We start from the raw sequence: 26,299 nt of genomic DNA, 5'->3' as shown, positions 1-26,299 counted from the left end.
GGAAAGGGGCCTAGAAAAGACGGCGCCAGTGCAGCGCCCGCCTGGTCCCGTGGTCACTGCGGTAGGCAGTGATAACGCCAGTGCCTATTCCCGGTCGGTGGCACGGTCTCCCGAGGGAACGGTGGCGCACGCGGGGGCCCCCACCCAAACATCCTCTTGTGGGTCGGGGACGATACCGCCTTCGGTGATTTGGGTGCATTCGGCTCCGAAATCGATACGCCGAACAGGAACTGGCTGGCTGGCGCCGGGGTTCGATTCTCGAATTTCCATGCATCACCCGTCTGCTCGGTCACTCGATCGACGTTGCTTACGGGGAACGACAGCATCGAGGCGGGATTGGGAGAGTTCGACTACGCGGTCTACCCACCGACCGCCGGAAAGCCTGGCTATGAGACGTCTCCGACCCGAACGCTCGGTAGAGAAAACGCGAGGAGCATTGGGCTCTTGACGGCGAGCGTTACGACAGACCGTCCGGGATCTACTCCGGCGAGCTGGATCCGTCGGGATCGAACCCGTCTGAAAAGGCTCAGCCGGAATGACCAGGGGAGGGGGGTGCGGGAATGACCCTGGTTATTTGTCGCTTATTCAGTCGCAGTAGAAATGATGAACCATCGAGAGATCATCCCCGGAAGGGGGTTGGTTTCGCCGCCACCGCCCGGTGTCTCCCCGGCCAGGAACCGCGCTCTCGAGAAGATGTCGTGCGTCGTCGATCAAGACGTCGCAGCTGGACGGGACGTAGCGAAGCGCGAGACCGCAACGCCGACGCCGAGACCGATTGACCTCCGAGCCGTGCACGATGGTACCCGAATGGATCGAGATCTGTCCGGCACGCAAAACGTTATCCACCGGCACGCCGAGGCGATGCGCTTGCGGGATTTCCTGGTGGAGAATCGCAGTTTCGCCGGCTCGTCTCCACGGAAGGCGACCCTGGCGATGGCTCCCCGCGAGAAAGCGCATGGGTGCATTCTCCGCATCCACATCGTCAATCGCGAGCCAGGCCGTGACGGTCTTCGTGGGGCGGATCGGCCAGTAGCTCGCATCCTGGTGCCAGGGTACGGGCCGCGAATCTTCGGGCAGCTTACAGAAGAAATGCGTCGACCAGCAGACAAAATCCGGGCCCAGCAGGGCCTCGATCCGGTCTAGAATCCGCGGGTGCCGGGCCAGCTCCCAGATCCCCCGACAGCGCGCCTGGTAGCCCAGGATCGCGTAGGAGTTACGACCGTCGTCACGTCGTCGAAGCTCCTCGAACAAGCCATCGAAGTAGCTTCGTGCCTGGTCGGCTTCTGACGGATTCAGAACCTCCAACGGACTCAGAAAGCCCTGCTCGTTGAAGCGACTCACCTCGGCGGCGCTCAGCCCGCGCGAATCACGTAACTCGCTTTCAAAGAATCTTACCGGCACGTTGGGGCCTTGACCTTTTTTTAGGGCAGCGTTGCGAAAAGATCCCGCGCTGGAGTTTCGGAGGATAGCCATCCTCGGCAGAATTCCATCAGGCAGGATCGGTCAATGGAATCTCGGGGCATGGAGCCCTTTGGATACACCTCCAGGACTCGAAGGCATGCGTCGAGCAGTTCATCCTCGGAGGGAATCCGGTTCATGCGCTTTCCAAACACCACCATCGTTCGATCCCGGCGATAGGAACGGTGATTGACGAAGAGGTGATGTTCCAGCGCGGCAAGGTTTTCAGCCGAAGAGAGGCGCTCCCAATAGCGCCCCTCGCGATTCATACCGCTGCAGAAGAAGTTGACGGACGCGCTGGTCGTCAACGAACTCACCTGATGCCACCAGAAGACGGGTATGTAGAGCACATCGCCGGGCTCGAGGGTTACTTCGTAGACCTCCAGCTTCTCGGACTCGGGGAAACGCTCGAGGTCGGGGCTTTCGAGGTCAACCGGCGATTGAATGGCGTAACCGTGATGCGGGTCCGCGTACAGGAAAGGAAGATTGCTGGGAGCAAGAAGCCGGACCCGCTTCCTCCCTTTCACCGCGCAGAGGAAGTTGTCGTCCGCATCGAAATGATTGAACTCATAGTGATCCGCCGGGCCAAACCAGCCGTAGGGCCCTCGGTGGAGGCTCCCCATCCATCGAGGCAGGCGAAGATCCTCGGCAAGCGTGCGGCCTACCGGCGCCCTTCTCCCGACCGGCTTCCCCTCGAGCGCCCCCAGGAAGACCATCGGCAAATAGTAATCCTTCGCGCTCGTCTCCCCCGCTTCGAGGCGCCGCAGGAAATCCACGATCTCGATCGACGGGATTTCTGGAGATGGCACCGGCCGACCCTCGCGGTAGTCCCGGCTCTGCGTCCCCTTGCGAAGTTGCGCACCCTGGTGATCGCAGGACTCGGAGAATCTTTCTCCAAGGTAGTTCCAGGTCCATCGTTCCAGTGCAGGCCAGTCCGCCGCCCCTCCCCGGACCACCACGGGCCGGCCGCGGTCATAGAAGCGCGCGAGAAACTCTTCGACCGTGAGCCCGGGGCCGGCTTCGGGCACCCTGCCGAATGCCGACTGTTTGCTGTCCATTGTATTCGGCCCTCGGAATCTGCTCAGCCAGGGGTGCATCTTTTGTACCCTGGAATCGAATCAAAAAATGATTCTCCGCCCGGTTTGCTTCGTTCGCAAGCGTGGGCTTGTCTCTGCTCCGAAGGCTCGAAGCGCATGGCGGCGAACGAATCCAACAGGGAAGACTCCGCCCTTGCGAAAAGAGCGGTTCCTGCCGGGAGAGATCCGGAGTGAAGGCTTCTCTCATCCACCAGGGTTTCCAGGATACGGTCCGCAAATATCTTCGGCCCGATTCGCTGCACTCGGGGACCGGCGAACTGGCTCTGTGGCTCTACTCCCTTATTCGCTGCATTCGCCCCAGGACCGTTCTCGAGTTCGGTAGTGGCTACTCCACAGCCTTTCTGGCGCAGGCCCTTTGCGAAAATGCAGCGAACTTTCACGAGGAGAAACGAAAGCTCGAATCGAAATCAACCGGGGTCGGGCTGCCGGGGGGGAGCGGTTCGCTCGACGAGCTACCCCGCGAAGAGCTCAACACCCTTTTCGATTGGCTGAGTCGGGGCGAAGACGCCTGCATGGCGGCGCCAGGATTCTACCTGGCCGACCCCGGCCCCTACTTCCATTGTTTCGAGGCACAGCCCGCAGATCATCCTTATTCCCGGAACCTTGAGAAGATGCTTTCGGAACTCGAACTGGGCAACCTTACCGATTTGCATTTCGGAGACGAATTCTCGGGACTGGAAGCGGGGCAGCACGCTCTTGCGAAAATCCCCGAGGATCATCTTCCCATCGACCTGGCCTGGAACGACTACCACTTCTACCGCGAATTCTTTCTTGCGATCTGGCCCCATTTGAATCCGGACGGCGGAATGCTGGTCTTCCATTCGACGTCGAATCCCCACTACAAGGCCGATGTCGAGTGGATTGCGGACACGTTGAAAGACTCCGAGCCCGCCGAGTGTTTCACGCTCTTCGAGCCAGCTCGACTCATGCAAAATGGTTGCACGGTGCTTCGCAAGACACGCCGTGGCGGTTCGCACTTCCTACTGGAGCAGGACCGGGACCGGATTCGCCGGGAACTCGTGGAGTTGCTCGCGGGTGTGGAGGAAATCCGGGGGCCCGCTCGACAGCCTCGCTAGCGATTTCTAGCTCTCAAATAGCAACTCGACCTGCTTTACCTCCGCCGGGCTGAGCCTTGCCTCTCCCGCCGCCCCACAGGATCGCACCGTTGCTTGTCTCGACGCGCCGGGTAGGGGGATGAGCGAGTTCGACCGCGAGTGATACCAGGCCAGAAGCACCTGGGCCGGAGAGAGACCCCGAACCCGCCCGATTTGCCGAAGTGTCAGATTCTCCTCGATCACGTCCCTCGACGCCGGACTTCCCAGAGGGGTATGAGCAAGGAAGGTGATCCGCCTCCGCTCGCATTCCTCGATCCAGCCCTCCTGCAAAGGCGCAAAGTGTCCGGGCCCGAAGCGATTCTGCACACTCGAGATCTCGGTGATCGCGCAGGATTTTTCTAGTTGCAAAAGAGAGATATTGGACAATCCGATGAAGCGGATCTTTCCGACTTCATGCAGGCGGGAGAGTGCACCGACCGATTCTTCGAATGGGACCGCGGGGTCGGGGGCATGAAGCTGGTACAGGTCGATGGTGTCGCGCCCCAGTGCCGTCAGGCTTTTCTCGCACGCGTCTTGTAAGTGACGAGGGCTTGCATCAATACGAAAGCCCGAACGTGTCCTCAGCAGACCTCCCTTCGTCGCAACAAGTAGGGAATCGGTGACACCGGCGACACCACGCAGCGCCGAACCGATCCATCTCTCGCATTCCCCAACCGGGGTCGCGGGCGGTCCGTAGATATCGGCAGTATCAAAAAGGCGGATGCCGGCTTCAAGTGCAGAGCGGAGGACCGACCCGACATCGTCCCCGGAGTCCTGCCCGGCAAGCCCTAGTCGCATGCAGCCGAGGCCGATCGCCCCGATTCCGGGGCCCGAGGGTCCCAGCTGTCGGTTCACGACTTGAGAATTCCGACCGGCTCGATCGTGCGATCAAAACCGGCGGAGAGGTAACTTGATCCGTCATGAGCACCGAGCGTGCGGAAATGACCGAAACCGAGGAGTTCCCGCTGGCGCTGACTGGCCCTGCTATGGACCTCGTCGAGGACCGTATACGGGTAATTTTCCTGCGTGCGAATCCAGCCTGGCACATAGGAAGCCAGGATGTTGTTCCGCACCGCTCCCGAACGATTGAGCCCATTGCCGTGCCAGAGCCTTCCCTCGAAGACCAGCGCGGTTCCTCCGGGGGCTTCAACCGTTTTCGCGAGTCCCTGCCCACCTTGGAAATTCACCTTCCGGGAATCGACTTCCGGCCAGAGATGGGAGCCCGGGATTACCCGCGTCCCCCCGGTTCGCACGCTGTTGTCGGTGATCAGCCACATCACGTTGGCCCACGCGATGAATGAAAGGGGGCGGGGGATGTGCGCCGTCTGGTCCTGGTGCAGTGGTATCTGCTCGTTGTTGTGCCCGTTCATGTGGCCGGCGAGGGCCGCAAGACGAATTCGGTCACCAAGCATTTCCTCGACGAGCGGGAAGACGGTCGGGTGATCGATCAGGGGCAAAAATACCGATCCCTTGTTGACCAGGTTCCACAGAAGGCGACTCACCCTTCCCTCCGGAGCTGCCTGCCCTCCGAAGGCTTCGTCCCCACGAAACGTCGCCCCCAGACCAAGGGACTCCTCGCCCGACGCTTGCTCTTTCATGCGTTCGTCGATTTCCCGAACAAGCTCTCCCGGGATGGCCTCGGGGATCAGGCACATTCCGAATTCTCGCAAATGGTTTCGCGCTTCTGGGAGATCCTCGGCAAAGGGTGGGATCTCGGCGACCGGTAGACCTGGGAGTTCCATACTATTCATGATCAGGCAGGCGCGCGACGGCGCCGACACGCCCTTATCCCATCCGAAGGCGGTCGCGCCAGACTCCGGACACTGGCGTCAGCAACTTCTGAAGGGTACGACGAGCACGCTCCTGGTGCGAGCATGCGCACCTGGATGGTGCGAAAATCTTCGACGGCGAACGTATGGCTCGAAACCGGAAGGACAACTGGAAGTTCGACGGGAATTTCGTCGCGATCGGTTCGATCGAAATTCAACCAATCCTGGAGATTGTCGAGGGTTTTCCTGGGTCTCTATGGGGAGAGGAGATCTTGCGTAGCTACCTCTCCGAGCACCTCGATGCGATTCCTCTGGTTCGCCCGAAGTCGACCAGTCCCCTGTGGAAGGAACTCCGCTTCGACCAGGCTCTCGAGCCGCTGCTCGACCTCCTCGAGCGACATTATGGATGTGGTTTCGCAGATACGATCAGCCTTGTGCGTCTCTGTGGCGACACCGCGCTGCCGCTGCATCGCGACGGACCGGAATCCTTGCCGCCCTACCCGACGGAGCCGTCGCATTTTTACCGGCGTTCTCACATACCGATCATCACCAACCCCGCGGTCTGGTTTTTGATTGACGGGGAGGAGAAGCACCTGGGTCCGGGCGAAGTATGGGAGATCAACCATTGGCGCGAGCACACGGTGCGCAATGACGGGAAAATAGACCGTGTCCACCTGGTGATCGACTGGCTCCCGCGATCCTCCTAGCGCGACGGCACGCTCAATCGATCTCGTAGCCAATCCAGCGATCTCGAACTTCGTCGAGATACTTCCCGGGGTCGTAAAGAGTAACCGGCAACTCGAGTGATTTCGCATCGAATCTGCCCATCGCGGTCAACAGCTGGACCAGGCTGGTGGTCTGCTGGAGCTGCGCGTAGGCCTGCGCCTCCATGGCGTCGAAGAGATTCTCCCTGCTGATCAGGACTTCCTGCGTCGAGGTCGTACCATTGCGGAATTCCTTCAATTTACCCTCGACCGCAACGCGCCCCGCTTGGATGGCCTTGTCATAAGCTGCCAATTCTCGCTGGTAGGCCCGGTATTGTTGCCAGCCCGACCGAACCCCGACGCGGGTTTCGCGCTGGACATATTGAAGGTTTGCCTGGGCAGCTGCCAGCTCCTGACGCTGTTGGCGAATTTCCGAATACCGCGCTCCACCTTCGTAGATCGGAATCGAAGCGACTGCGCCAAAGGTGCTGGTTCGATCCGAATCAGAGATACGTTTGTTCTCATCATCGACGTAGCGGAGCTTCTCCCACTCCTGGTCAACCAAAGCCTGGAGAGACAGGTCCGGCAGAAGCGCCCCCTTGAGCTTCGCGACCTCGAAACGGCTGCTTTCGACGTCGGCCCGGGCAGCAAGAAGGCCCGGATTCTCCGCGAGGCCGATCTCGATAGCCGCGTCTAATCCGGTTGCGCCAATGGAGAATTGAACCTTCGGGTCGAGTTCTCCGGGAGGCGCCCCCACGAGCCGTTCGAACGTCTCCGTGGCCGTCGCCAACTCCGCGATATTGGACTCGAGGTCGGCACGAGCACTCGCCAACTGGACATGGACCTGCGCCAGGTCGGTCACCGTACTGGTGCGAGAACGAACCATGGTTTCCAGCATCTTCGCGAGCGGTGCGTAGCCTTTTTTGATCTCCTCACGATTGATCCCTACCAGTGTCTGGTAATAGGCGACGTTGGCGTAGCCTGTCGCCGTCGCTCCGAGCAGGGACTGCTCCGTTCCCGCGAGATTGTTGCTGCCTGCTGCGACGGATGCCTCCGCCGCGCGGAGGCCATTCAACGTCGACCCGCCTCGGAATATCGGGAAGGAAAGATTTCCGCTCAGGCTGGGTTCAAAAATATCCTCGCGCACAGGTGCCGCCTCGCGCCCGCGGGAGGAAGCCCCCTGGCTCTGGCGATAGAGCGTGTAGTTCCCATCAGCCTTCCCGCTGATCGTCGGGCGAAACCAATCCGCTTTCGCTTGCGGGATCTCCTCGTCGACTGCCCGCTGGTCCGCACGCGATGCCGCGAGCCCCGGATTGTTCTCGTAGGTGCGACCCAGCGCGGTCGTCAAGTCTGCAACAAGACCGGCTCCTCCAGGGTCGGCATCCTGTGCTTCGGCAATTCTCGCACCCGGCCCCAACAAGGTTGCCGCCAGGAGTGCACAGACTGCGAACCAGGGGTCGCGGATTTGCAGGTCCGAAGCGATGAATTTCCTCGGCCCTTCAGCGAACAAAATGATAGCCCGCGACCGACCAATCACCCTTGTCTGTCGCGACCATCGACACCCTCTCGTCGACCGGTAGATGCTTGGCGAACGTGGTCTTGTAGAGGAGAACCACGTAGCGGCCCGGAGGGCTTTTGGGCGGATCGACCAGGGCCTGGACATCTACAAGCTGTCGAGAGCGGAACGCTCCGAGATCCGCTCGAGCACGCTTCAAGTCCCCGACGAAATCCTTTTCCTTCATCTTCTCCTGGAAGTGAGGGGCCGTCTTCTTCCAGGCCGTAGCGAACTCGTCCTTGTCGAGGAGGCCCAGCCAAGCCTGGGCAGCATTCTTGGCCTCGGGGGGGCCCTCCAGATTCCCTCCCATGGCGGGCCCTGCCGTGCCGTGGAGAAGGATCACGAAAAAAAGACTCAACAGGTTTAGGAAGCGCCACATGTAAGGCGCCGTACCAGAGGTTGGGCGAACGGTAAAGCCATCCGGGCAAGGGCCAGGTTGCGGTCCAGGCGGCCGCCTTCGTTTGCCTTGAAGAATTCCGCCCTTCCTATAGGCGTCATAGTGGGCGCTCTTTCAGAGCGATACCCGCGGGGAATGCGCGCGGCAGAGAATCAGGATGAAGGTTTTTTCGGGAGCGGCAGTCTCTCATTTCGCTGCTAGCTATTGGGATGTCCCGCCGTACTGCGAGTGCCAGTTCGTTCGCCGCGGGTTCAATGACCACTACCGCCTCGGCGCCGGTAAGCAGGTCTGGTATGCGAGGTTCTATCTCCCTGGCAAGTGGTGGATTCGAGGCCATGACGACTGCCTGGCCGAGCTCGAGATTCTTCATGACCTGAGCAAGCGCGGGCTTCCTGTCGGCGCACCGATCCGCACCAGGGAAGAGCGATGGGCCGTTACGCTCCCGGGTGAGGAAACCCTCGTCGCTCTCTTCCCCGCCGTCGCCGGGGCACCGCTGGAGGCCAATGCGGTCGGCGAATGGATACAGGAGATTGGTCGCAATCTCGGCAAACTCCACCTGGCCATGACCGCGCTGGGAAATCGCCACCCGCGAATGGTTCTCGAGACCCGGGATCTTGTTGATGACCCCATGGACTTTCTCGCCAGCGCCATCCGGCGCCGGCGGGGAATCGAGATCGACTTTTTCCGGGGAGTGATCGAGGAACTCAAGGATTCCCTCAAAAACCTAGCCCGTACCCAGGAGCGCTTCGGTCTCTGTCACGGCGACGCCAACCTGCGCAATGTTCTCTGCTCCCGCGAAAGAGGTGCGTACATGATCGACTTCGATCACGCCTTCGTGGGCTGGAGAGGCCTCGATATCGCAAACTTCCTGCTCAACTTGGCAACGGAACACCACCGGAATTTTCTCGATGCCTACGAGTCCGTGCGACCGATGGACGCCGAGGAGCGATCTCTGCTCCCGGTTTTTGCTGACCTCATGGTGATTCGAGGGGCACGGGACGTGCAGAGCATGTTCCCGGTCTGGGGTCTTGATCCGGATGGCGAAGTATTCGACCTTCGTATCGACTTCATTCTCGACTGGATGCAAAAACGCCTTCAGGGAATCTCGCTTCTCCCTCCCCTAGCGGAGCCGACATGACGGACCCCTCCAAGGAAGAGATCGAGAGGGCGCTGGCACAACTCGCGACCGAGCGAGACTGGTACCAGCCGATCACGGTCGAGGGCGTTCCGGCACCGGTTCAGGATCCCTCCACCCGGCGAAGCTCGGTTCATGGAGAGGGCAAGTGGACGAATTTCATCGAGCCCCTTCTCCCCGAACGAGAACGTCGGAGGAAGTTCTTTCTCGAGGTCGGTAGTAACGCGGGTCTTCATCTCCTCCGCGCCGCAGAAGCAGGATTTGGCGGAGTCCTCGGAATTGAGGCGGACGCCGGATGGTACCGCCAGGCCGAGTACGTTCTGGGCCACCATGCTCGGTCCGAGCCAGAGACCTATGCCCGGATCGAGTGCCGCCACGCGAGAATCGGAAGCCACCAGGAAGTTGATGATCAGCGGCTGCGAGTCCAATCCGGAGGTCCGAAGATCTCGCTTGGTGAACTCCCCCGACCCGATGTGACCCTGCTGGCCAATGTACTTTACTGGATGGATTCCGGGGAAGCCCGGGAGTTTGTCTCGGAACTCGCCTTGCACTGCCAGCACGCGATCGTCGTCAGCGTGGACGTCGAAGCCGACACTCCCGGGCCCCTGTCTCTCGCCGAGGTGAGAGATTGCTTTGCGCGGGAATGGATGGAAGAGAAATATCTGCGGGCCCGCGGTATTGAAGATGATCCTGTGCCCCGCCCGATTTTCAGCGTACTTTTCGCCAGCCGGGTAGAGCCGCAATGACCACGCGATTTCCCTACGAGGCGATGCACTTCACGGCTTCCTCGCACCAGAAACTGCTCCAGTACGCGATGAGCCACAAGGGGCTTGTTTTCGGTACCGAATTTACAGGAACCTGGCTGTACTCCCTCCTTCGCATGCAGGGGTGTCGCAGGGTGATCGAACTCGGTACCGGATTCGGAGTTTCTGCCCTCTGGTGTGCACTGGCGATGAGGGAAAATCCGGGAGACGGCCACGTCTGGACCTATGATGGGGGCGAACCCGACCCCGACTTTCTGCAACTCGCGGAGGAGCTAGGTCTACAAAACCACCTCACCTTTGAGCAGGCACTTCTTTACCCGGAACGTCGCGACAGCAAGCTCCCGGTGCCCACGGATGAGCCCCTCGACCTGGTCTGGAGCGATATCGCCATGGGGAGAAATATTTCGCTTGATCGCACCCTTGGTGCGCGAAACGTGGTCGAGTTCTACCTGCCCTACCTTTCAGACCGTGGTTGGATCCTCGTCGACAATGGTCCTCCGATCGAGGAGATCCTCCCGCCCGAGATTCTTTCGGATCATGGGAGACGGCGGTTCTCCTGCTTTCGGATCCTGAAATCGGCCTCGGCGCAGAACGCAACCTCGGTTCTGCACATCGAACCTCACCCGGCTCCCGACGACATCAGCCCCTGGGTAAGACTGGACGAGAATTAGCCCCCCGACGGTCGAGTTGAAGTTGACGTGAATCGCCTGGCTCGCTCGAGATGAGTCTCGCAATCTCCGAGCGGGAGCCTTGGAGTGCGTCCCCGGTCCGCGCTCTCCGTAACCGCAACGATTTCCACAAGCCAGCCGAAATCGTCCGCCGAGATCAGTTCCCTCTCCCGCATGACGTCAAGCAAGACTCTGAAAGTAGCCGCCTGTGGCCAGGGCAGCCCATGGCGTACCGCCCGCCCTCGCACCGTCATCTCTAGCGCAGCCGCGACCACGAGCAGGGCGTTGCCCGGCTCCTCACGGCTAAAGAACAAGGGGGCGAGGTCGAGAAGGAGCGGACGCTCTTCGTTACACGCGGCCCACGCAAGACGTTGCAGGCGGCAACGTCGGAATTCGTGGAGAACGAGTGCGCCGGCATTGGCGGGCAGCTCGCGCTGCATCTTGCACGCCCACCAGTGGTGGACCGAGATCGAAAGTCCCCGATTTCGGACCTGGTGGAACCAGTACGGGGGCACAAGGAGAGCTTCTCCCGGTCGGAGTTCGATTTCCGCAGACGCCCGGGAGTTCAGGGCGGCTGCCTCCTGTGGCGCAAGGGAATCTAAATTCACCTTCGTGAGGTGCGGAGTCGTTGACTCGACGGGAAACATTTCCAACTTTCGGACGTCGTCCGGAGGGAAAAGGTTGATCTTCTTACTTCCGTGAAGCTGTATGAAGACCGACCTGAACCGGTCGAAATGAAGAGGTGTTGTAGTCCCTTCCGGGCCGATCCAGATGCTGCGCTTGTTCAACTTCGCGTCCATAAAGGACAGCGAGGGTGCGATTTCCGCCAGGCTTGGCAAGAACGGGGGGACGAGAACCTGCATGAGGTAGAGGTGGCGGCCTGGCCTAGGGTCGAGCATCTCGGAAAGGGCAGCGGCGAAAGGAAGGGTCTCGAAGCGAAAAAGGTGGCTGGGTTCCGTCCCGCTCGCATCCGCAGAATATCCGAACACTGGCTCGTCGGAGATCGCGACCGGCGCTTCTTCATCGCCGAGGCGGGCCTCGAGCGCTGCGGGGCTCCAATCCGACAAGTCCCAGTCGCCCCCCTCCAAATCGAACAGAACAGGCTTCTCGAAGTTCGCGCCGGAACGTTCCAGATCCGACCATGGATGCTTTTCCAGGGAAGACGATGGACACGTCATCGCGAACCCAGGTGTGCATAAGGATGTGATGGTTTGGGTCGAAGGTCCTGAGCAGAGGCCAGTCGCGAGAGAATCGAGGCGGCCTCAGGGGACGTAAGGGGCCGCTGATCAGCCTTCCCCACCTGCTGAAGAATCCAGCGGAAGTCTGCGCGAGTCTCAGCGGACAGATCCGACCGCGCGAAAACCTCATCGGCGTTCGCCGCACCGGGACAGGTCGCGAAGAACATCTCCTCCCAGTCCGCGAGGAGGACCAGCGCCGCGGCAACCTCATCGCCTCGTTCTCGAGACCGCGACGCGTAATCTCTCGCATGGAGATCACCCGACAGAGTGAGTTGTGTACGCAAGGAGCGCAGGCGGTTCGCAGAAAAATCATGTCCGGCAAGCCGACGTGCCGGCGCGAGAAGACGCTGAGGGATACTTGGGCGCCAGGAGTAATGTACCGACACACTGACACCTAGATTTTCCACCTGGTGGAACCAGAACGCGGGAAGCAAAAGCGCCTGCCCTGCGTCCAGGAGAACCTCGATGCGACGCAATCGACGGGCCGCCTCGGATGCAAGATCCAGGTCGCTGCCATGAGCCGAAGCAGAACGCTCCGGGTGGAGCGGGATCCGTTCCGTCTCTTCCGGTGGGGCCAACGTAATCTTCTTGGAGCCCTGCAACTGGACGATCAAACCGTTCGCACGATCGAAATGGAGGCAGGTCCGCGTATGGTCACCGCTGATCCAGAGCCAGCTGAGGTGCCCGCGACCTGCAAGGAATGAGGGGCAGGGAGCTTCCTGTCGAAGCCCCGGCGGGCTTCTATCGAGGGAAACCTGCTTCATTGCGTACAAATCGCGACCCCGAGGATACTTCACGCGCTCAACCGCTTCGGCCAGGGGTACTTCGAAAATATCGAAAGCCGCCGGCGACTCGCCGATCGCACGATCAGCGTGATACCCGAAGTTGCCTTCGCGACCACGAGCCAAGGGAACAAGAACCTCGCCATGGCGCGAAGCGATCGAGTCGGGCGCCCACCGTTGGAGCGGATGCCATGGATCCGGCAAGCCGGTGGCATGAAGGGGGAGCGAAGAAACGGGCACCTCGAAGGGAAATGTCTCGAAGGCGGCAACCGAGCAGGACTCGGGACGAAGGGCCCCCCGCGGGTCGCTCGCCTCCCCGATTCTGCTCTCCTCCGTGGTCATGATCGCTCCGCAATCTTGCCGGTCAGGCTCGCGACGAGAATCCGACACTCCTCGTCGACCCACCGCTCGTCGACGCAGCCGAGTCTCTTCGAAAGTCTCTCGAAAACCGCGCCCCCTCCTTCTGCGAGGGCTTCGGTCCAGTGAGGGATATCCAACTGCGAGAGATCCTCAACATCGAATTCCATTTCCGCGGGGTTCTCGCGGGGCCCCGGGCTAACTTCCTCGAGATGTCGGCGAAGCGATCCACGCCAGGAGGAATCGTCGACAAGATTGGCGGGCGAAAGTGCCCTTTCAATGGCCGTGTAATACCCCAGGGTTCCGACCCGCAGACGCCGTCGTCTCAGGGAAGACCACCGGAGACGCAGATCCTTCTCCTCCAGCCAGGCAGAGACATGGCGCGCAAGGGCGAGACGACATCGACGAAAACCTGCCTCCACGAAGGGGGCGCCTCGGTGCAGGATTTCCCGCAGACGCGCATCTGGGACATCGAGAAAGCCGGTCGTGATTCCCGCGACCCGTGGACCCAGACGGCGCGAAGAAATGGGCAGGATTCCGCTCTCAAGAATTCCTGCGGGCCCCCCTCCGTCCAGAGTCTCGTCGGAAAAAAGGCATTCGGAATCGACCGGGACCAACCACCCATCGGCATCCGACACCAGATTGTCCCGGTAGAAATCCATACCACCGACCGATCGCACCAGGGCCAATAGCGCTCCTGCGTGTTGAAAATAATCCGCATGAAGCCGCTCGGGGAGATCGCGGCATGGTCCGACGGCCTGCATCCAACCTTCCTGACCGGCCACATGGAGAGCAGGCAGTACTTCTGGGAAAAGCTCGGGAAAGATTTCTCGAGCCCGTCCCATCAACTCATCCATCACGGTTTCCATGTCGAGGGCACGAGGCTTGTAGTACCAGAGACCTCTAGCGTCGAAGGCGACACGGACGACGGTGCGGTTGCCATCGTGGGGATCGGATTTCCAGGGTTCAAGAGAAATCGTCAGAGGCGACGCCGAGTCCGCCCCGCCAAGCCGCGCACTCATCGCCGCGCTTTGCCTCGCCACTCGGGCAACAAAAAGACTCGAACGCGCCGTGACTTCCCCTAAGAGCCGCCACCATCGAGGCATCTCCCGGCGAAACGAAGCGAGTTCCTCACCAAGTTTCCGGGCCACCGACTCGTGGCCTTCTCCCTCCCTACGGACGCCAAACCGTGCGAGAAAAGCGTCGTCGATATTGTCGACAGGGTATTCACCGCGCACGGGGTGGCCGGCCCTCCGCCAGAGAAACCCGAGAAAGCGATCCTGCAAAGCTCGAAGGTTGGTCAACCGGATATCGATCCCGGAAGAATCCAAGTAAAGGGCTAGCTCGCGACGCCACTGGAAGGCAAAGGGCAGAAACAGAAGTTGCGATGGGTCCGATCCGGACGGAATCTCTCGCTGTTCACGGTGGGCCCGGATGGCGCGGCGGAAATCCTCAGCCGATGGTCCTCGCTGGCGAAACCGCGCCTCGGAATCGGTGCCGGGAACGGCCGTGGCACTTTCGTCATCCGAGAGCGTCATGCAGGAGCGCGAGAGGCGATCGGTCCGACTCTCCGGAGCTTCTTTGCCGGACCCTCGATATGCTCCTGCTCGAAAAAGTTCACTTCCGGCTCTTCACGAAGAAGTCCGCGCTCGAAACATTCGTCCAGGGCCCGCTGTGCATCGGCTTCGAAGGTGCCGTACTGCATCCTGGCGAGAAAGCAGATCTCCTCAGGGTGCCGGTTTCCCGAACGGATGAGGTCGCCAACGCCCGTCAACGGGGCCCGCCCTTCAGGTGCTTCCAACGCGAATTGGGCATGCGGAGTCCGTACCGTAAAACCGCGCTCGGTCGGCGCAAAGTCGAGGCCGGATGTGAAAGCCACGTTGCGATACGAAGGCAGTGACGACGGCATATGCCTCTCGATCAGTCCCTCGACCTTTTCCTCGAGTTCCTCGGCATCGCGAAACGAAACCTCCTCGAAGAGAATCCAGCCGCCAGGCCATTGCTCGGATGCCGAAGTTGGGCTGACAAGACGAATAAAGCGATCCACCAGGTTGATCCAGAAGCCGCTCATGCAGCTATTGGTCCCTGCCGTGACCATCTCCTCCGGAGCCGGCTGCCCCTTCTCCTCACGAAGGCGTCGAATCTTTGCGACCTCCTTCTCGATGAGATGCGGTTTGTCGACTGCATGCCGAAAGAATCGACCGGCATTCGCTTTTGCCACGACGCCCTGGGGGAATTGCGGGACCAGTTCTACTCGGACCAATTCGTCGGCGGTAAAGCCTCGCATCACGACATCAAGCTGTCGCAAACTCTGGATCGAGAAGCGATTGATGAAGCGACCCTTGGCTTGCGATACACGCAACAATCGACGCGTGCGGTCGATATCCGCATCCGGCCGAGCGGTCGTCGTCTGGGGGTACATTCCGCAGATCTCATGGAAGTCGTCCATGAATCGCTCATAATCCGGGTTGTCCAACGGGTCGGTTGCCCAATAACTGCTCCCGAATCTCGCCGCTGGCCCAAGTTTTTTGCGAAGAATACGGAGAATTCCTCTATAGAGCTCAGCCTCTTCCTCTCCGTATCGAAAGATCGCTTCCAACGGACCCGCGTCACAGCCGCAATACCAACAGCCGACCGAACAGCCGCGACAGATCTCGATGGCGAAGGGAATATGGGGAAGAGCGTGGTCGACGGTAATGCCATTGACCATACGGTTGCGACCCATTTGCCGGCCGCGCCACGCCTCGAAACGAGTGTCGCTGGGCCGACATTGCTCGCGAACGGTTGCAAGGTGCTGGAATTTCGATTTCCCGAAGTCTGAATACGCACGGAAATCAGCGCGAAGATTCTCGTCCGCGAGCTCCGATCGGCGATCCGGATCGATGAACGGAGCCATCTCTACCCGGGTTGGCAAACACCCGTAGCGATCGGTGGCCTCGGCGTGATGCTCGCACAGTAGCTGCCGCATCTCGTCCCCCGCCCACCAGAGCTCGAGGAAGCGCTTGATCTCGCCAACAGAATATTCCGACTGCCCTGTCAAAAGAGTGCCCTTCTCAACCCGGGACGACAGGACCCGAAGGAACCGGTCCGGATGGTATCCAGGGAAGCATGGGGTACGTGAACGCTCAATACAAGCTGCTAGCCGAAAAGCGATGCGTTCAGGCCGAATCCCGGTACGACCAACTTCACAACCGGGATGGGTCTCGGGGGGCGCGAGAGATCGACGCGATAGATTCGTGGAAATCCCGTATTCCGGAGATCATCGATAAGTTCTTCGAGGTCACGATCCAGATCCCGCGCTTCCTCGGGTGCCGCTTCGATCTCCTGGCCCTGCCATGAGCGTCCGGTCGGGAGATCGCGGAAAAACGCGAAGGCTTTCGAATCCTGGGCCCCTCCGGCACCGTAGGCTCGTTTTTCAATGATATTCTCGCGTGCTCCATGGATGATCGCGAGCCGGGTCTGGGCGGCTTCGGTGATGGCCCGAATCGATGCCGCTTCAAAGTCGGGCTGGGCGCCCCAGCCCATGTTCAGGGTCGTCATGGCATCCTGCGCGGACGGGTCGAGGAGAATCGCCCAGACCACCTCGATCGCCACTGGGGCGCTGACCCGAAGAAGGCGCAGCTCGAGATTTGCAGCTGAAATCCGCCCGACCAGATCGGGGAGAATCGAACCCGGCAAGGTCGCCGGATCGATGACCGTGGCTCCCTCGAGGCGCAGGGCGCCCTTGTCGAAAAGACGCGACACCGCTTCCCGCTCCACGAGCTCGTAAAGGGCATGCAGCGTGGCCTCGGTGAGGTCGTTTCCACTTGCGAGACCATTGGAACTTGTCCGGTGCAGGCTGGGACTGCATCCAAAATAAACGTGACTCGCCGGCAACCACGCAGATTTCCCGGTAACCAGGTCCTCGCCGGCCACCCATTCGATCCGATAATCGTCGCTGAAGAAGGCGTTGGAAAAATCGTGTAGTTCTCGCGGAGCAAGGGAGTTCGTGCCCTGTGCTTGCAACTCGGCCAGGCTGGCCCTATGCAAGCGAGGCGGATTCTCGGCGTGATGAAGCTCGATTGCCTCCATCAAGGCCGAGACCTTGGCGTGGCTGCTCTTCCATCCCTTCCCGTTTGCAACCTGGACGGTACGCGACGCTGGACGAATTGCGGCCCAAGCAGGAATCCCCAGGGAGTCGAGATGGGTGATCTCGGCTAGGCGCGTAATTCCATGCTCTGCGGCTCGTGGAAGAAAACGCGCGAGGGTGCTTTCGGGTGTAGTTGATCGGTAGGATCCTGCGAAACGATAGGCTAGGTTCATCGGTACATCTGCTTTCGGGATACCGAAACAACCTCGCACGGGAAGATCTCCCGGTTCTCGACCCGCACTGATGACGATGCCATTACCAACGGACGCCGACAAACCAAGCCCGGATACGAAAAATCCTCCCAGAAACCCTGAGGGCCTCGATCTTCTCTTCACCCTAACAGGATCCGCAGGAAGGATTTCACTGGCAACTTTCGGTGTGATGGTGCTCGCCTTCGCAGTCTGGGCTTTTCTCGGAGAGATCTCCTTCCGCAGCAGCGGAATCGGCATCATCCTGGAGGACCAAACCGCGACGGTCGACGTGGTTTCCGCAGCAACCGGAATTGTTTCTGAGGTCTACGTCAGCGTCGGCCAGGAAGTTGTCGAAGGGACTCCCTTGGCAACGATGCGCTTTCCCGGTCGCGAGACCACCCTTGCGGCGCAGCGCAAGATCGTCGCGGAACTCGACAAGGCCTTGCTCGGTCAGAAACGGTTCGTCGAGGAAAGTCTGAAGACCCGTCGCGCCAACCTCGACAACGAGATCGAGGCGCTCCGCGAGAACATCGGGAACCAAAAAAAATTCCTTTCCTTCCTCGAGCAACTCAATAAGACCCAGCAGAAGGAATTAGCCAAGGGCTATATCACCCGGCAGCAGGTAGAGGCGACAGTCAACGAGCTCAACCAGACGAGAACAAGCCTTCGCTCGCTGACAAATCAGATCAGCACAACGCAGATCCAATCCGAGCAATTTGAAAACAGTCAGCTCGAGTCCCTCCGGCAAATGAGAGAGCAACTGCTTGAACAAAGCAGCCTCCTCGAAACTGACGAGGTAGGCTTCGAAGTCGATTCCAAGATCAACAGCCCGACGGCCGGAGTCGTTACCGGGGTGGCGGTCAACCCCGGAACCCGCATCGGGCCGGAAGCACAGATCGCCACCATTTCGACACGCGGCGAGCGACTCGGTTTCATCGGTTATTTTTCGAACGCGGATGGCAAGAAGCTTAGCGCCGGAATGGCAGCACGCGTCGCTCCCTTGTCGGTTCAGCGCGATATATACGGGACCATCAAGGGCCGTGTTCGGTCGGTTTCTCCGATGCCCGAAACAGAAGCCGATATGATGCGAACTTTCGGCAACCCGGTGCTGGTCAAACAGCTCTTGTCGGCGGGATCGCCGATTCGCGCAAATATAGAGCTCTTTGAAAGCTCCGATTCCGCAAGCGGACTGGACTGGACCTCGAGAACTGGCCCGCCCCAGGCCATAACCGCAGGAACGCAGGCTGAGGTTTCCGCGACAGTCTACACGGCCCGTCCCATCGATCTCCTGATGCCCATCCTGCGCACCTGGATCTGGTAGGCCCATGCCAGGCAATTGGTGGCAGCAGATCGCCTCGTCACTTTCGGGATCCTCTAAGCGGGCTCGCACCCCGACGGTCATCGGCATCGAAGCTGTCGAGTGCGGTGCGGTCTCTCTGAGCTCCATTCTTGCCTACTACGGCTGCTGGGTGCCGCTGGAAGAGCTACGGGTCGAAACGGGCGTATCCCGTGACGGAGCGAATGCGCGGAATATCCTTGTCGCCGCGCGAGTGTACGGACTGAACGCCTCGGGAGAACGCTGCACGGCGGAAGAAGTTCTCGAGAAAAAACTTCCCGCGATCGCCTTCTGGAACCGGAATCATTTTCTGGTGGTACAGGGCGAAACCCGTAAGGGAGTCCACCTGATGGACCCGGCTCGGGGACAGATCTGCGTTTCGCGCGAAGAGTTCAAGCAGCATTTTTCCGAGATCCTCCTCGTATTCGAGCCCACCGATACGCTCAAGAAGCGGCCACCCCCACCTGGAATCCTGCAGATGCTGCTCCCCCGGCTGGCCGGGTCTGGAGACGCTGTGGCGATGATCGCAATTGCGACTCTGCTGCTGGTCGTCCCTGCACTCGTCGTCCCTGCGATTCTCTCGAGTTTCATCGACGATGTCATCGGTCGCGATTTTCAATCCTGGCTCTTTCCGTTGGTCTGCGCGATTTTCAGCATCGCCATCGTGAATGCCGTGCTGGACGGACTGCGGTGCCTCTACATCGCTCGGCTGGAAATCAAGCTCTCCGTGGCCCTCTCCGCGGAGTTGGTCTGGCGTGTGCTGCGCCTTCCCCCCGCCTTCTTCTCGCAACGCTACGTGGGAGATGTCTCGGCGAGGGTTCAGGCGTGTTCGCGAGTCGCAGGACTGCTGTCCGGACCGATCGCACTGAATGCCATCCATCTCCTGACGACCGGTGTCTACGGGGTCGCAATGTTCCTGCTGGCCTGGCCGCTTGCCCTCATTTCGCTGATGTCTGCCCTCCTCAATGCACTCGCCTACAAGGCAGCCGCCGGCCAGCTTTACGACTTGAACATGAACCTGGTGACCAAGTCGGCCAAACTCCGTGGTGCCGGGATGAACGGCTTGCGGGCAATGGAAACCCTGAAAGCTAGCGGGACGGAGCAGGCCTTCTTCCGCGTGTGGGCGGGCTACCAGACGAACTCCGTCGTGGGTCGGCAGCAGCTTGGCCGGGTGTCCCTTTTGCTGGGTATTTCTTCAACCGTAATCAGTCTCTTCACCCGAGTCCTCGTTCTCGGTGTCGGTGCATGGCGCATCCTCGACGGAGAGATGAGCGCGGGCTCCCTGGTCGCGTTTCAGTTCCTGATGGGGCAATTCGAGGGACCCATTGTGAGCCTCGTCGGTTTTGGGGCGCAACTGCAGCACGCCAAGGGCGATCTCGCCCGTATCGACGATGTTCTGCGCGCCGAGATCGATCTGGCCACCAAAGTTCCCCAACGAGATGTCGACGCCCCCGCAACCAAGCTCGCCGGCAGCATCCAGCTGAAAGGGATTTCCTACCGGTTTGATTCCCTGTCTCCGAACCTCATCGAGAACCTCAATCTCGATGTGAAGCCAGGACAGCGAATCGCGCTGGTGGGCCCGTCCGGCTGCGGCAAGACTACCATCGGAAAACTGATTGCCGGCCTCTACCAACCAAGCGCGGGGGAAGTCCTTTTTGACGGAAAACCGCGCACGGAAATTGCGCGCGAAACCTTTACTTCGTCCGTCGCCGTCGTCGATCAGGACATCTTCCTCTTCTCGGGCAGTGTAAGCGAGAACATATCCCTGTGGGATCCGACCATTTCGAGTGCCGCTATCGTGGAGGCTGCTCGGGATGCTTCCGTCGACGAGATGATCAGCGCCAAGGCTGGTGGCTACAGTGCCCTGGTGAGCGAGGGCGGTAGCAATTTGAGTGGCGGACAGCGCCAGCGAATCGAAATTGCGCGAGCGCTCGTGCGCCACCCCACGATCTGTATCCTCGACGAAGCAACGGCGGCTCTGGACCCTCATACCGAGAAGATAATTGACAGGAATCTTCGCCGACGAGGTTGTACCTGCATCATCATCGCGCATCGGCTGAGTACGATTCGCGACTGCGACGAGATCATCGTTCTGGAGAAGGGAAAAGTCGTCGAGAGAGGCGCTCATGAGAACCTGATGGACCTCGGGGGCACCTACGCAGGCCTGGTGAACCGGCAATGAGTGACTCCTCGAAGAAACCTTCAGAGCAGAGTCTCGCCTCCCGGCTCCTCGCGCGGCTGGACCCCGATCAGTCCGTCTCGCCGATGGGCGCACGAGATCTCGTATCCCTGGGAGGCTCGGAGTCGATCTTTGGCCTGCTCGAAGGTGAGCTCGACGTCTTCCTGGTGGAAGAACGAGGCGAAGGGCGACGCAGATTCGTCCTCTCCGTGGGGGAAGGCGAGCTTGTACCCTCGCTCGAGGCTGCGGGTCCCGGGCAGGAACTTCCGCCGGGGTTGAACCCAATCGGTGTTCCCTCCAACGGAGCCCGGCTCGCCCGGTTTTCCATCCACCAGGTCCGGGAACTCGCCCAGGGCAGCTCGGCAGACCGGGCTCTCCTCATCGAGCTGATCGAATCCTCGCTGGCCATGTTCGCCCACAGTTTCGAGAAAGGGAGAGCACTTCCTCGAGCAGCAAGATCCTGCTCTCCTGGTGAGTCCTTGTCCGCTTCGCCCGGAGACCCGTTGCAAGGGTCAGCCAGCTTCGCCTGGCTCCGCTTGCCACCGCGAAGCCTTCTGCCCGTCGGGCTACCACGGACGTCCGGAGAGGCCGACGGTTTTCCCCGCTCGACTGAAGGCTGGGTGCCCCTCGTCCCCGGGCAGGACTGGAAAGTAACCCGGGCCTGGGAAACGAGGGGCGAATCTACCGGGACTCTTCTCGACGGTGGTGAGTGGGCTGCCGCATACGGGGAATTCCTCGCCTATACCCTGCACCTCCATGTGGGCCGTCTTGCCCGCGAAGATCGCCAGGAAAACTCCCTCACCTCGGAACGTACGACTAAATTTGAGGGTATTTTTCTTCAGGCAAAAGAAACCCTCGGATCCGTTCTCGTCCCAAAGAGTAGGGTCTCGGCATCACCCGGGGAAGAGCCCCTGGTAGGCGCCCTGCGGCTGGTCGCGATTTCCGAGGGGTGCCCCCTGGGTGCGAACCGGGACGAGATGGAGGCGCGACTCTCGGCCGCGGATCCGGTCGCGGCGATTCTCCAATTGTCAGGAATCGTGCCTCGCCCCGTCGCGCTGGAGGGGCCCTGGTGGCGACAGGACCACGGCGCCCTGCTCGGCTTCCGTGGGCCCGAGCGGGAACCGCACGCCCTGCTCCCGCGATTCGGGCGGCGCGGGTATTGGTCGATCGATCCGCAGGGGGGAAAGCGGAAGAAGGTCGATATCGCATGCGCCGGCGAATTTGCGTCCGACGGAGTCGCGTTGCTGCGCCCGTTCGAGCGGGAGATAAAGTCCCCCTTCGCACTTCTTCGCTTCGGGGCACGCGGTGCCACCGGCGATTTCGTGATGATCTTCCTGATGATGTTGTTGGTGGCCTTGGGTAACATGGTCACACCGATTGTCACCGGCGAAGTCATGGGCCCGATTACCGCAGATGCTCGGACGAACGACCTGGTCGCATTGCTCGGGCTGATGTTCGTGGTCGGAGGAGCCGGGGTCGCCTTCGGGTTCGTAGAGGCAATTGCCGGGCTCCGCGTCGAGGGCCGCATGGGCAATTCGATCCAGACGGCCGTGTGGCTCAAGCTCCTCGATCTACCGATGAATTTTTTCGAGCGCTACGTCATCGGCGACCTGGTAAACCGTGCGGATGGCGTCGACTCGCTGCGTTCCCTTCTGAGCAGTTCCCTGACACGCACGGTTCTCCATGCGATCTCCGGCCTTACCAGTGTCGCTTTGCTGATCTACTATAACTGGAAGATCACGGTTGCCGTTGCAGGCCTCGCCACCATCTACCTCGCCGCCACGATTCCGGCCGGCTTCATTTTCCTTTCCCTCAAGAGGAAAATCCAGGGCCTGTCGGGCCAGACCGAGGGCCTGATCTTTCAGCTCCTGACGAACCAGACCAAGATACGAATGGCGGGTGCTGAGAAAATCGCATTTAGCCGATGGTCTGAGCTTTACGAGGAGATGCAGCACTGCACCTACCGCGATCGGCTGGTCAACCTGTGCCTCAACCTGATCAAGGGCGTGCTCCAAACTCTGGCCCTCGCCATGATTCTGCTGATCGTCGGGATCGAGTCGGGAGCCTTCCAGTCCTTCTTCTCCGTGCCGTCGAGTCTCACCGAAATCAACCGGAATCCGCTGATCCGGATCATGCCAACGGCCTCTTTCGTCGCCTTCAACGTCGCGATGGGCCAATTCATGGGCTCGATCTTCGCCCTCGGTGAAACGGTAATGACCCTGCTGACGGCCGTGCCACTCTACCAGCGAGTCAAGCCAATTCTTGAGGCAATGCCGGAAGCTTCCGATGCCCAGCGGATTCAATTGCCCGCCATTCGCGGACGAATCGCCTTCAAAGGGGTGACCTACCGCTACCGGGAATCCGAACCCAACATTCTGGAGAATTTCAGCTTTCATGTAGAGCCTGGCGAAATGGTCGCCCTGGTCGGAGAGTCAGGTGCTGGCAAGAGCACGGTGATCCGGCTCTTGCTTGCGTTTGATTCCCCACAGAAAGGATCAATTCTTCTCGACGACACGCCGCTTGCCCAACTCGATCCGAAGTCTCTTCGCGCGCAGTTCGGTGTGGTGATGCAGGATGCGCAGCTGATCGCAGGAAGCATCCTGGAGAACATCGCAGGCGGTACGAACCTGACCGAAGAGGATGCCATGGACGCAGCGGGCCTCGCGGGTCTCGACAAGGACCTCGCGGGGATGCCGATGGGTCTGCAGACCGTCGTGATGGAGGGGGCAGGAACGATCTCGGGCGGGCAGCGCCAGAGGATCCTCATCGCTCGAGCCCTCGCAAGACGGCCAAGCCTGATCCTTTTCGACGAGGCCACCAGCGCGCTCGACAACGAGTCGCAGGCGCAGGTTACGGAGTCCATCGCAGAGTTGGCGGTTTCAAGGGTCGTGATCGCGCATCGCCTGAGTACGATCGTGGCATCAGACCGCATTTGCTACGTCGGCGAGGGCCGCGTGCTGGAGCAGGGAACCTACTCGGAGCTCATGGCAATCAATGGCCGCTTCGCAGAGCTTGCACGCCGTCAGCTTACCTAGCGGGACCATGCGGACTCTCTCCGAATTTTCGCCGAAAACTCTCCCCGAGGGCTGCTCGAGCTCCGACGAATTGGAACAGCTCGAAGTCTATTTCGAGAGCCTTCCGCTGGACGGGGGAGTTCTTCTGGATTGGCGTCGAAGGCGCTTTGAATCTGCGCAGCCGATACAAGGGACGGTACCGGGGACATCCATGCGCGCCTTCGCGCACAGATTGGACCGCGAGATTCGCCGACTCATTCTCGAGGATCGTCCCGATATGAAGGGGTGTCGATTCCTCACCGGAGCGCGGTTCCGTGGGCCTACTAGTTCGTGCCGGAAACGCCGCGAGATCACCCAGTCCTGGCACGTGGACAAGGAACATTTCCCTGCGGACTTGTGGAGAGAGGGAGCCGGTGAATCTTTCGTGCAGGCGAGGCTGACGGAGTGGCACGTAGTACTTGTCGATCGGTCCAGTGGTCGTGGGACCGAGTTTGCCGCCGATGAATCCGGCCGCATCCTGCACGGCGCGAGGCTGGACGAATACTCCCTCAAGCCGAGCTTTCAGAAAATAGTGACCAGCCCAGTCGCGAGGCTTCATGAGAGAACCATCGGCGAGATTCATCGTGCACCATGGGGCGAGGATTCCCGACTGAGTATCGTCTACATGCCAGTCCCGTCTTGCGTGGATACGATCCCCTGAGAGGGACGAAAGGGCTCCAGGTAGACCTCCCCTCGTGACGGTAACAATCTCGAGCGTGCCCGCATGGCAAGTTTCGTGGGATGCCGCAGGGGAAAGTCGAGAGGTCTGGTAGTAATGCCCCGATACGGTGAACCTTTCTCGCGGGTATGAGTCGCCTGGTCATCAAAGCCAAAGTTGGAAACCAGGTTCTGCGAGGGGATCGCCACAAGGCCGCCTTCCTTGAATACCGTATAGGCCCATTGCACATCCCAGGTGTCGATGGCTCCTTCATGGACGCCATCGAGAAGCTCCCGCCATCGCGCGAGGAACAAAGGATGGTTGGCGACGGTGCGAAGCCAGCCCGACGTCCTTCTCCTCGGCCAGTCATCGAGATCGCGATCGAAGAGCCGCCAGGCGCGGCGCCACGTTGCCCACCCCCACATATGACCATAGCGTGAGAAGCTGTAGCTTTCCGGTGTAGATTGCTCTTTTTCGAAGTTGTTCCCCGAGATCATCATCACCTCGGATGCGTTCGCGTAGCGCTCGATCAACTCAGTGCAAAAATCGAAAAACGTAGGTTCGGGAACACAATCGTCTTCAAGAATGACGCCGGCCTCGACACTCTCAAAAAACCAGTCGAGTGCGGAGATCACCCCATCGCGGCACCCGAGGTGATCGGTGGCTTGTTGCCAACGAAGGTCGCAGGGCCAGTCAATCCCGTCGAGAGCCGCTTTTGCTTCCCGGCAAAGGCGGGCATCCTCCAGGTCGCCCTTCCGAGGCGCATCCGCAGATACCCAGAGTCGTTGGGGTCGGACCCGGCGCAATGCCGCGAGGCTCTTGGCAACCATCGCGGGTCGGTTGTAAAAGACCAGGAGGATCGGGAGGGAAACAGGCAAGTGCTCCATATTTTCTCGTATGCCACCGACGCTTCACGTTGCAAACGTTTGCAGCAATCCGCAGAGCGACATGGACTTTGCGTCGACCTCCGGGGTCACGGCGAGGCATGGGAAGGTTACCACCAGAAGGTCCGGGCATTTCGGGCTTCCCTCGAAAGTTGGCCGGGAGATCATCTCGCTCTCTTTCTCGATGCCTATGACACTCTTCTGCTCGCAGGCGAGCAACGCATCGTCGAGGTCTTCGAGGCAACAGGAGCCGATATCCTCATTTCGGCCGAGGCCGGGTTATGGCCGGACAGGGATGACGGAATCGCGGCCCGTTATCCGACATCGGTCAGCCCCTTCCGCTTCGCGAATTCCGGGGTCTACATGGGACGGGTAGCGGCCCTGCGAAACTTCCTCGCCAAAGCAGATAGATTTTCTTGGGGAGAAGTCGATGCTCTTGGGCGCCGGCATCCCGATGCCGACGACCAGCGACTTCTGACCTCCCTCTTCCTATCTCAGCCCGGGGCAGCGAAACTCGACCACGAGCAAAGACTTTGCTCCAATCTTTTTTCTTGCAAGGTCGATCAGTACAGAATTTTCGAGCATGGTGTGGAAAACGAGTATACCGGCTCCGCCTCCTGCGTCCTTCACGGCAATGGAGCGCACGGCGCTGCGGTCCTTGAGCGCCTCCTGGTCCTCATGGGGGAAAGGTCTGGCGAAATCCCCCGAGCCACGGGAGATGCGCCCGCATGAGGTACGATGCGGCCTCTCGCACCGCGATCTTCCTTGGACCGACCCTTCCCCAGAGCGAGGCCAAAAAGGAACTGCGTGGGAACTACTACCAACCCGCATCCTTCGGTGACGTATACCGC

The 26,299-nt window shown here is 60.4% G+C and carries 19 protein-coding genes and 1 pseudogene; 10 read left to right on the top strand and 10 right to left on the bottom strand.

Annotation, left to right across the window (positions count from 1 at the left end):
• Positions 1–144 precede the first annotated feature (144 nt).
• Positions 145–393 (top strand): annotated as a pseudogene (locus tag P8R42_11625) (sulfatase-like hydrolase/transferase).
• A gap of 192 nt (positions 394–585) precedes the next feature.
• Here P8R42_11625 and P8R42_11620 read toward each other — a convergent pair.
• A complete protein-coding gene (locus tag P8R42_11620) occupies positions 586–1,341 on the bottom strand; it encodes a phytanoyl-CoA dioxygenase family protein (GenBank protein ID MDG2305281.1) in 756 nt (251 codons plus the stop codon).
• Positions 1,342–1,421: 80 nt separating this feature from the next.
• Positions 1,422–2,516 carry a cupin-like domain-containing protein gene (locus P8R42_11615; protein MDG2305280.1) on the bottom strand — a complete coding sequence of 365 codons (1,095 nt, stop codon included), beginning with the start codon at positions 2,514–2,516 and terminating at the stop codon, positions 1,422–1,424.
• Positions 2,517–2,725: 209 nt separating this feature from the next.
• On the opposite strand from P8R42_11615, the gene P8R42_11610 reads away from it, so the two are divergent.
• Positions 2,726–3,631, top strand: coding sequence for a class I SAM-dependent methyltransferase (locus P8R42_11610; protein ID MDG2305279.1), 906 nt, complete (start codon positions 2,726–2,728; stop codon positions 3,629–3,631).
• An 869-nt stretch (positions 3,632–4,500) separates the two neighbouring features.
• Here the strand turns inward: P8R42_11610 and P8R42_11605 are convergent.
• On the bottom strand, positions 4,501–5,304 hold the full coding sequence (locus P8R42_11605) for a phytanoyl-CoA dioxygenase family protein (protein ID MDG2305278.1): 804 nt from the start codon (positions 5,302–5,304) through the stop codon (positions 4,501–4,503).
• A 260-nt stretch (positions 5,305–5,564) separates the two neighbouring features.
• Between P8R42_11605 and P8R42_11600 the strand changes: the two genes are divergently transcribed.
• Entirely contained in the window at positions 5,565–6,125 is a 561-nt protein-coding gene (locus tag P8R42_11600) for an aspartyl/asparaginyl beta-hydroxylase domain-containing protein (GenBank protein ID MDG2305277.1), read from the top strand.
• A gap of 13 nt (positions 6,126–6,138) precedes the next feature.
• On the opposite strand, the gene P8R42_11595 is transcribed toward P8R42_11600, so the two are convergent.
• Together P8R42_11595 and P8R42_11590 are read right to left on the bottom strand one after the other, a co-directional pair.
• Positions 6,139–7,632, bottom strand: coding sequence for a TolC family protein (locus P8R42_11595; protein ID MDG2305276.1), 1,494 nt, complete (start codon positions 7,630–7,632; stop codon positions 6,139–6,141).
• Positions 7,622–8,035 (bottom strand): DUF4019 domain-containing protein, encoded by a 414-nt coding sequence (locus P8R42_11590; protein MDG2305275.1) that lies wholly within the window; start codon positions 8,033–8,035, stop codon positions 7,622–7,624. The genes P8R42_11595 and P8R42_11590 overlap by 11 nt, the downstream gene beginning before the upstream one ends.
• Positions 8,036–8,231: 196 nt before the next feature.
• Between P8R42_11590 and P8R42_11585 the strand changes: the two genes are divergently transcribed.
• From P8R42_11585 to P8R42_11575, 3 genes are read left to right on the top strand one after another with little or no spacing between them, the layout of a single operon-like run.
• Positions 8,232–9,212, top strand: a complete 981-nt coding sequence (locus tag P8R42_11585; protein MDG2305274.1) for a phosphotransferase — start codon at positions 8,232–8,234, stop codon at positions 9,210–9,212.
• Entirely contained in the window at positions 9,209–9,955 is a 747-nt protein-coding gene (locus P8R42_11580) for a hypothetical protein (protein ID MDG2305273.1), read from the top strand. The genes P8R42_11585 and P8R42_11580 overlap by 4 nt, the downstream gene beginning before the upstream one ends.
• Positions 9,952–10,644, top strand: a complete 693-nt coding sequence (locus P8R42_11575; GenBank protein MDG2305272.1) for a class I SAM-dependent methyltransferase — start codon at positions 9,952–9,954, stop codon at positions 10,642–10,644. Before P8R42_11580 ends, P8R42_11575 begins: the two co-directional genes overlap by 4 nt.
• 2,355 nt (positions 10,645–12,999) lie before the next feature.
• Here P8R42_11575 and P8R42_11570 read toward each other — a convergent pair.
• The 3 genes from P8R42_11570 to P8R42_11560 form a co-directional block, all read right to left on the bottom strand.
• A complete protein-coding gene (locus P8R42_11570; protein ID MDG2305271.1) occupies positions 13,000–14,124 on the bottom strand; it encodes a DUF4135 domain-containing protein in 1,125 nt (374 codons plus the stop codon).
• A gap of 428 nt (positions 14,125–14,552) precedes the next feature.
• Positions 14,553–16,058 carry a radical SAM family RiPP maturation amino acid epimerase gene (locus tag P8R42_11565; protein ID MDG2305270.1) on the bottom strand — a complete coding sequence of 502 codons (1,506 nt, stop codon included), beginning with the start codon at positions 16,056–16,058 and terminating at the stop codon, positions 14,553–14,555.
• A 98-nt stretch (positions 16,059–16,156) separates the two neighbouring features.
• The gene (locus P8R42_11560; protein MDG2305269.1) at positions 16,157–17,320 is read right to left on the bottom strand and encodes a YcaO-like family protein; all 1,164 of its coding nucleotides are present in this window, start codon (positions 17,318–17,320) and stop codon (positions 16,157–16,159) included.
• 70 nt (positions 17,321–17,390) lie between these two features.
• Here P8R42_11560 and P8R42_11555 point away from each other — a divergent pair, with 70 nt between their 5' ends.
• Both P8R42_11555 and P8R42_11550 read left to right on the top strand, forming a co-directional pair.
• Positions 17,391–18,659 (top strand): NHLP bacteriocin system secretion protein, encoded by a 1,269-nt coding sequence (locus P8R42_11555; protein MDG2305268.1) that lies wholly within the window; start codon positions 17,391–17,393, stop codon positions 18,657–18,659.
• Between the two features lie 4 nt (positions 18,660–18,663).
• Entirely contained in the window at positions 18,664–20,856 is a 2,193-nt protein-coding gene (locus P8R42_11550) for an NHLP family bacteriocin export ABC transporter peptidase/permease/ATPase subunit (GenBank protein ID MDG2305267.1), read from the top strand.
• Positions 20,857–20,876: 20 nt separating this feature from the next.
• Here the strand turns inward: P8R42_11550 and P8R42_11545 are convergent, their stop codons facing one another.
• On the bottom strand, positions 20,877–21,272 hold the full coding sequence (locus P8R42_11545) for a hypothetical protein (protein ID MDG2305266.1): 396 nt from the start codon (positions 21,270–21,272) through the stop codon (positions 20,877–20,879).
• 822 nt (positions 21,273–22,094) lie between these two features.
• Between P8R42_11545 and P8R42_11540 the strand changes: the two genes are divergently transcribed.
• Positions 22,095–23,888, top strand: a complete 1,794-nt coding sequence (locus tag P8R42_11540; GenBank protein MDG2305265.1) for an ATP-binding cassette domain-containing protein — start codon at positions 22,095–22,097, stop codon at positions 23,886–23,888.
• Between the two features lie 639 nt (positions 23,889–24,527).
• Here P8R42_11540 and P8R42_11535 read toward each other — a convergent pair.
• Entirely contained in the window at positions 24,528–25,451 is a 924-nt protein-coding gene (locus P8R42_11535) for a hypothetical protein (protein MDG2305264.1), read from the bottom strand.
• On the opposite strand from P8R42_11535, the gene P8R42_11530 reads away from it, so the two are divergent.
• On the top strand, positions 25,443–26,180 hold the full coding sequence (locus tag P8R42_11530; GenBank protein ID MDG2305263.1) for a hypothetical protein: 738 nt from the start codon (positions 25,443–25,445) through the stop codon (positions 26,178–26,180). The two genes, P8R42_11535 and P8R42_11530, sit on opposite strands and share 9 nt — an antisense overlap.
• The last annotated feature ends 119 nt before the right edge of the window (positions 26,181–26,299 follow it).

This window comes from Candidatus Binatia bacterium, from assembly GCA_029243485.1.
In the GTDB taxonomy this organism is placed as follows: Bacteria; Desulfobacterota; Binatia; order UBA12015; family UBA12015; genus VGTG01.
The sequence above is the reverse complement of the archived record's forward strand: the minus strand, read 5'-3'. Positions and strand labels throughout refer to the sequence as shown.

Bases quoted from the DNA above. Each gene is read 5' to 3' on its own strand.
- P8R42_11615 (MDG2305280.1), bottom strand. From the start codon at position 2,516: ATGGACAGCAAACAGTCGGCATTCGGCAGGGTGCCCGAAGCCGGCCCC.
- P8R42_11605 (MDG2305278.1), bottom strand. From the start codon at position 5,304: ATGTGCCTGATCCCCGAGGCCATCCCGGGAGAGCTTGTTCGGGAAATC.
- P8R42_11600 (MDG2305277.1), top strand. From the start codon at position 5,565: ATGGCTCGAAACCGGAAGGACAACTGGAAGTTCGACGGGAATTTCGTC.
- P8R42_11585 (MDG2305274.1), top strand. From the start codon at position 8,232: ATGAAGGTTTTTTCGGGAGCGGCAGTCTCTCATTTCGCTGCTAGCTAT.
- P8R42_11580 (MDG2305273.1), top strand. From the start codon at position 9,209: ATGACGGACCCCTCCAAGGAAGAGATCGAGAGGGCGCTGGCACAACTC.
- P8R42_11575 (MDG2305272.1), top strand. From the start codon at position 9,952: ATGACCACGCGATTTCCCTACGAGGCGATGCACTTCACGGCTTCCTCG.
- P8R42_11570 (MDG2305271.1), bottom strand. From the start codon at position 14,124: ATGCCTCGATGGTGGCGGCTCTTAGGGGAAGTCACGGCGCGTTCGAGT.
- P8R42_11560 (MDG2305269.1), bottom strand. From the start codon at position 17,320: ATGAACCTAGCCTATCGTTTCGCAGGATCCTACCGATCAACTACACCC.
- P8R42_11555 (MDG2305268.1), top strand. From the start codon at position 17,391: ATGACGATGCCATTACCAACGGACGCCGACAAACCAAGCCCGGATACG.
- P8R42_11550 (MDG2305267.1), top strand. From the start codon at position 18,664: ATGCCAGGCAATTGGTGGCAGCAGATCGCCTCGTCACTTTCGGGATCC.
- P8R42_11535 (MDG2305264.1), bottom strand. From the start codon at position 25,451: ATGGAGCACTTGCCTGTTTCCCTCCCGATCCTCCTGGTCTTTTACAAC.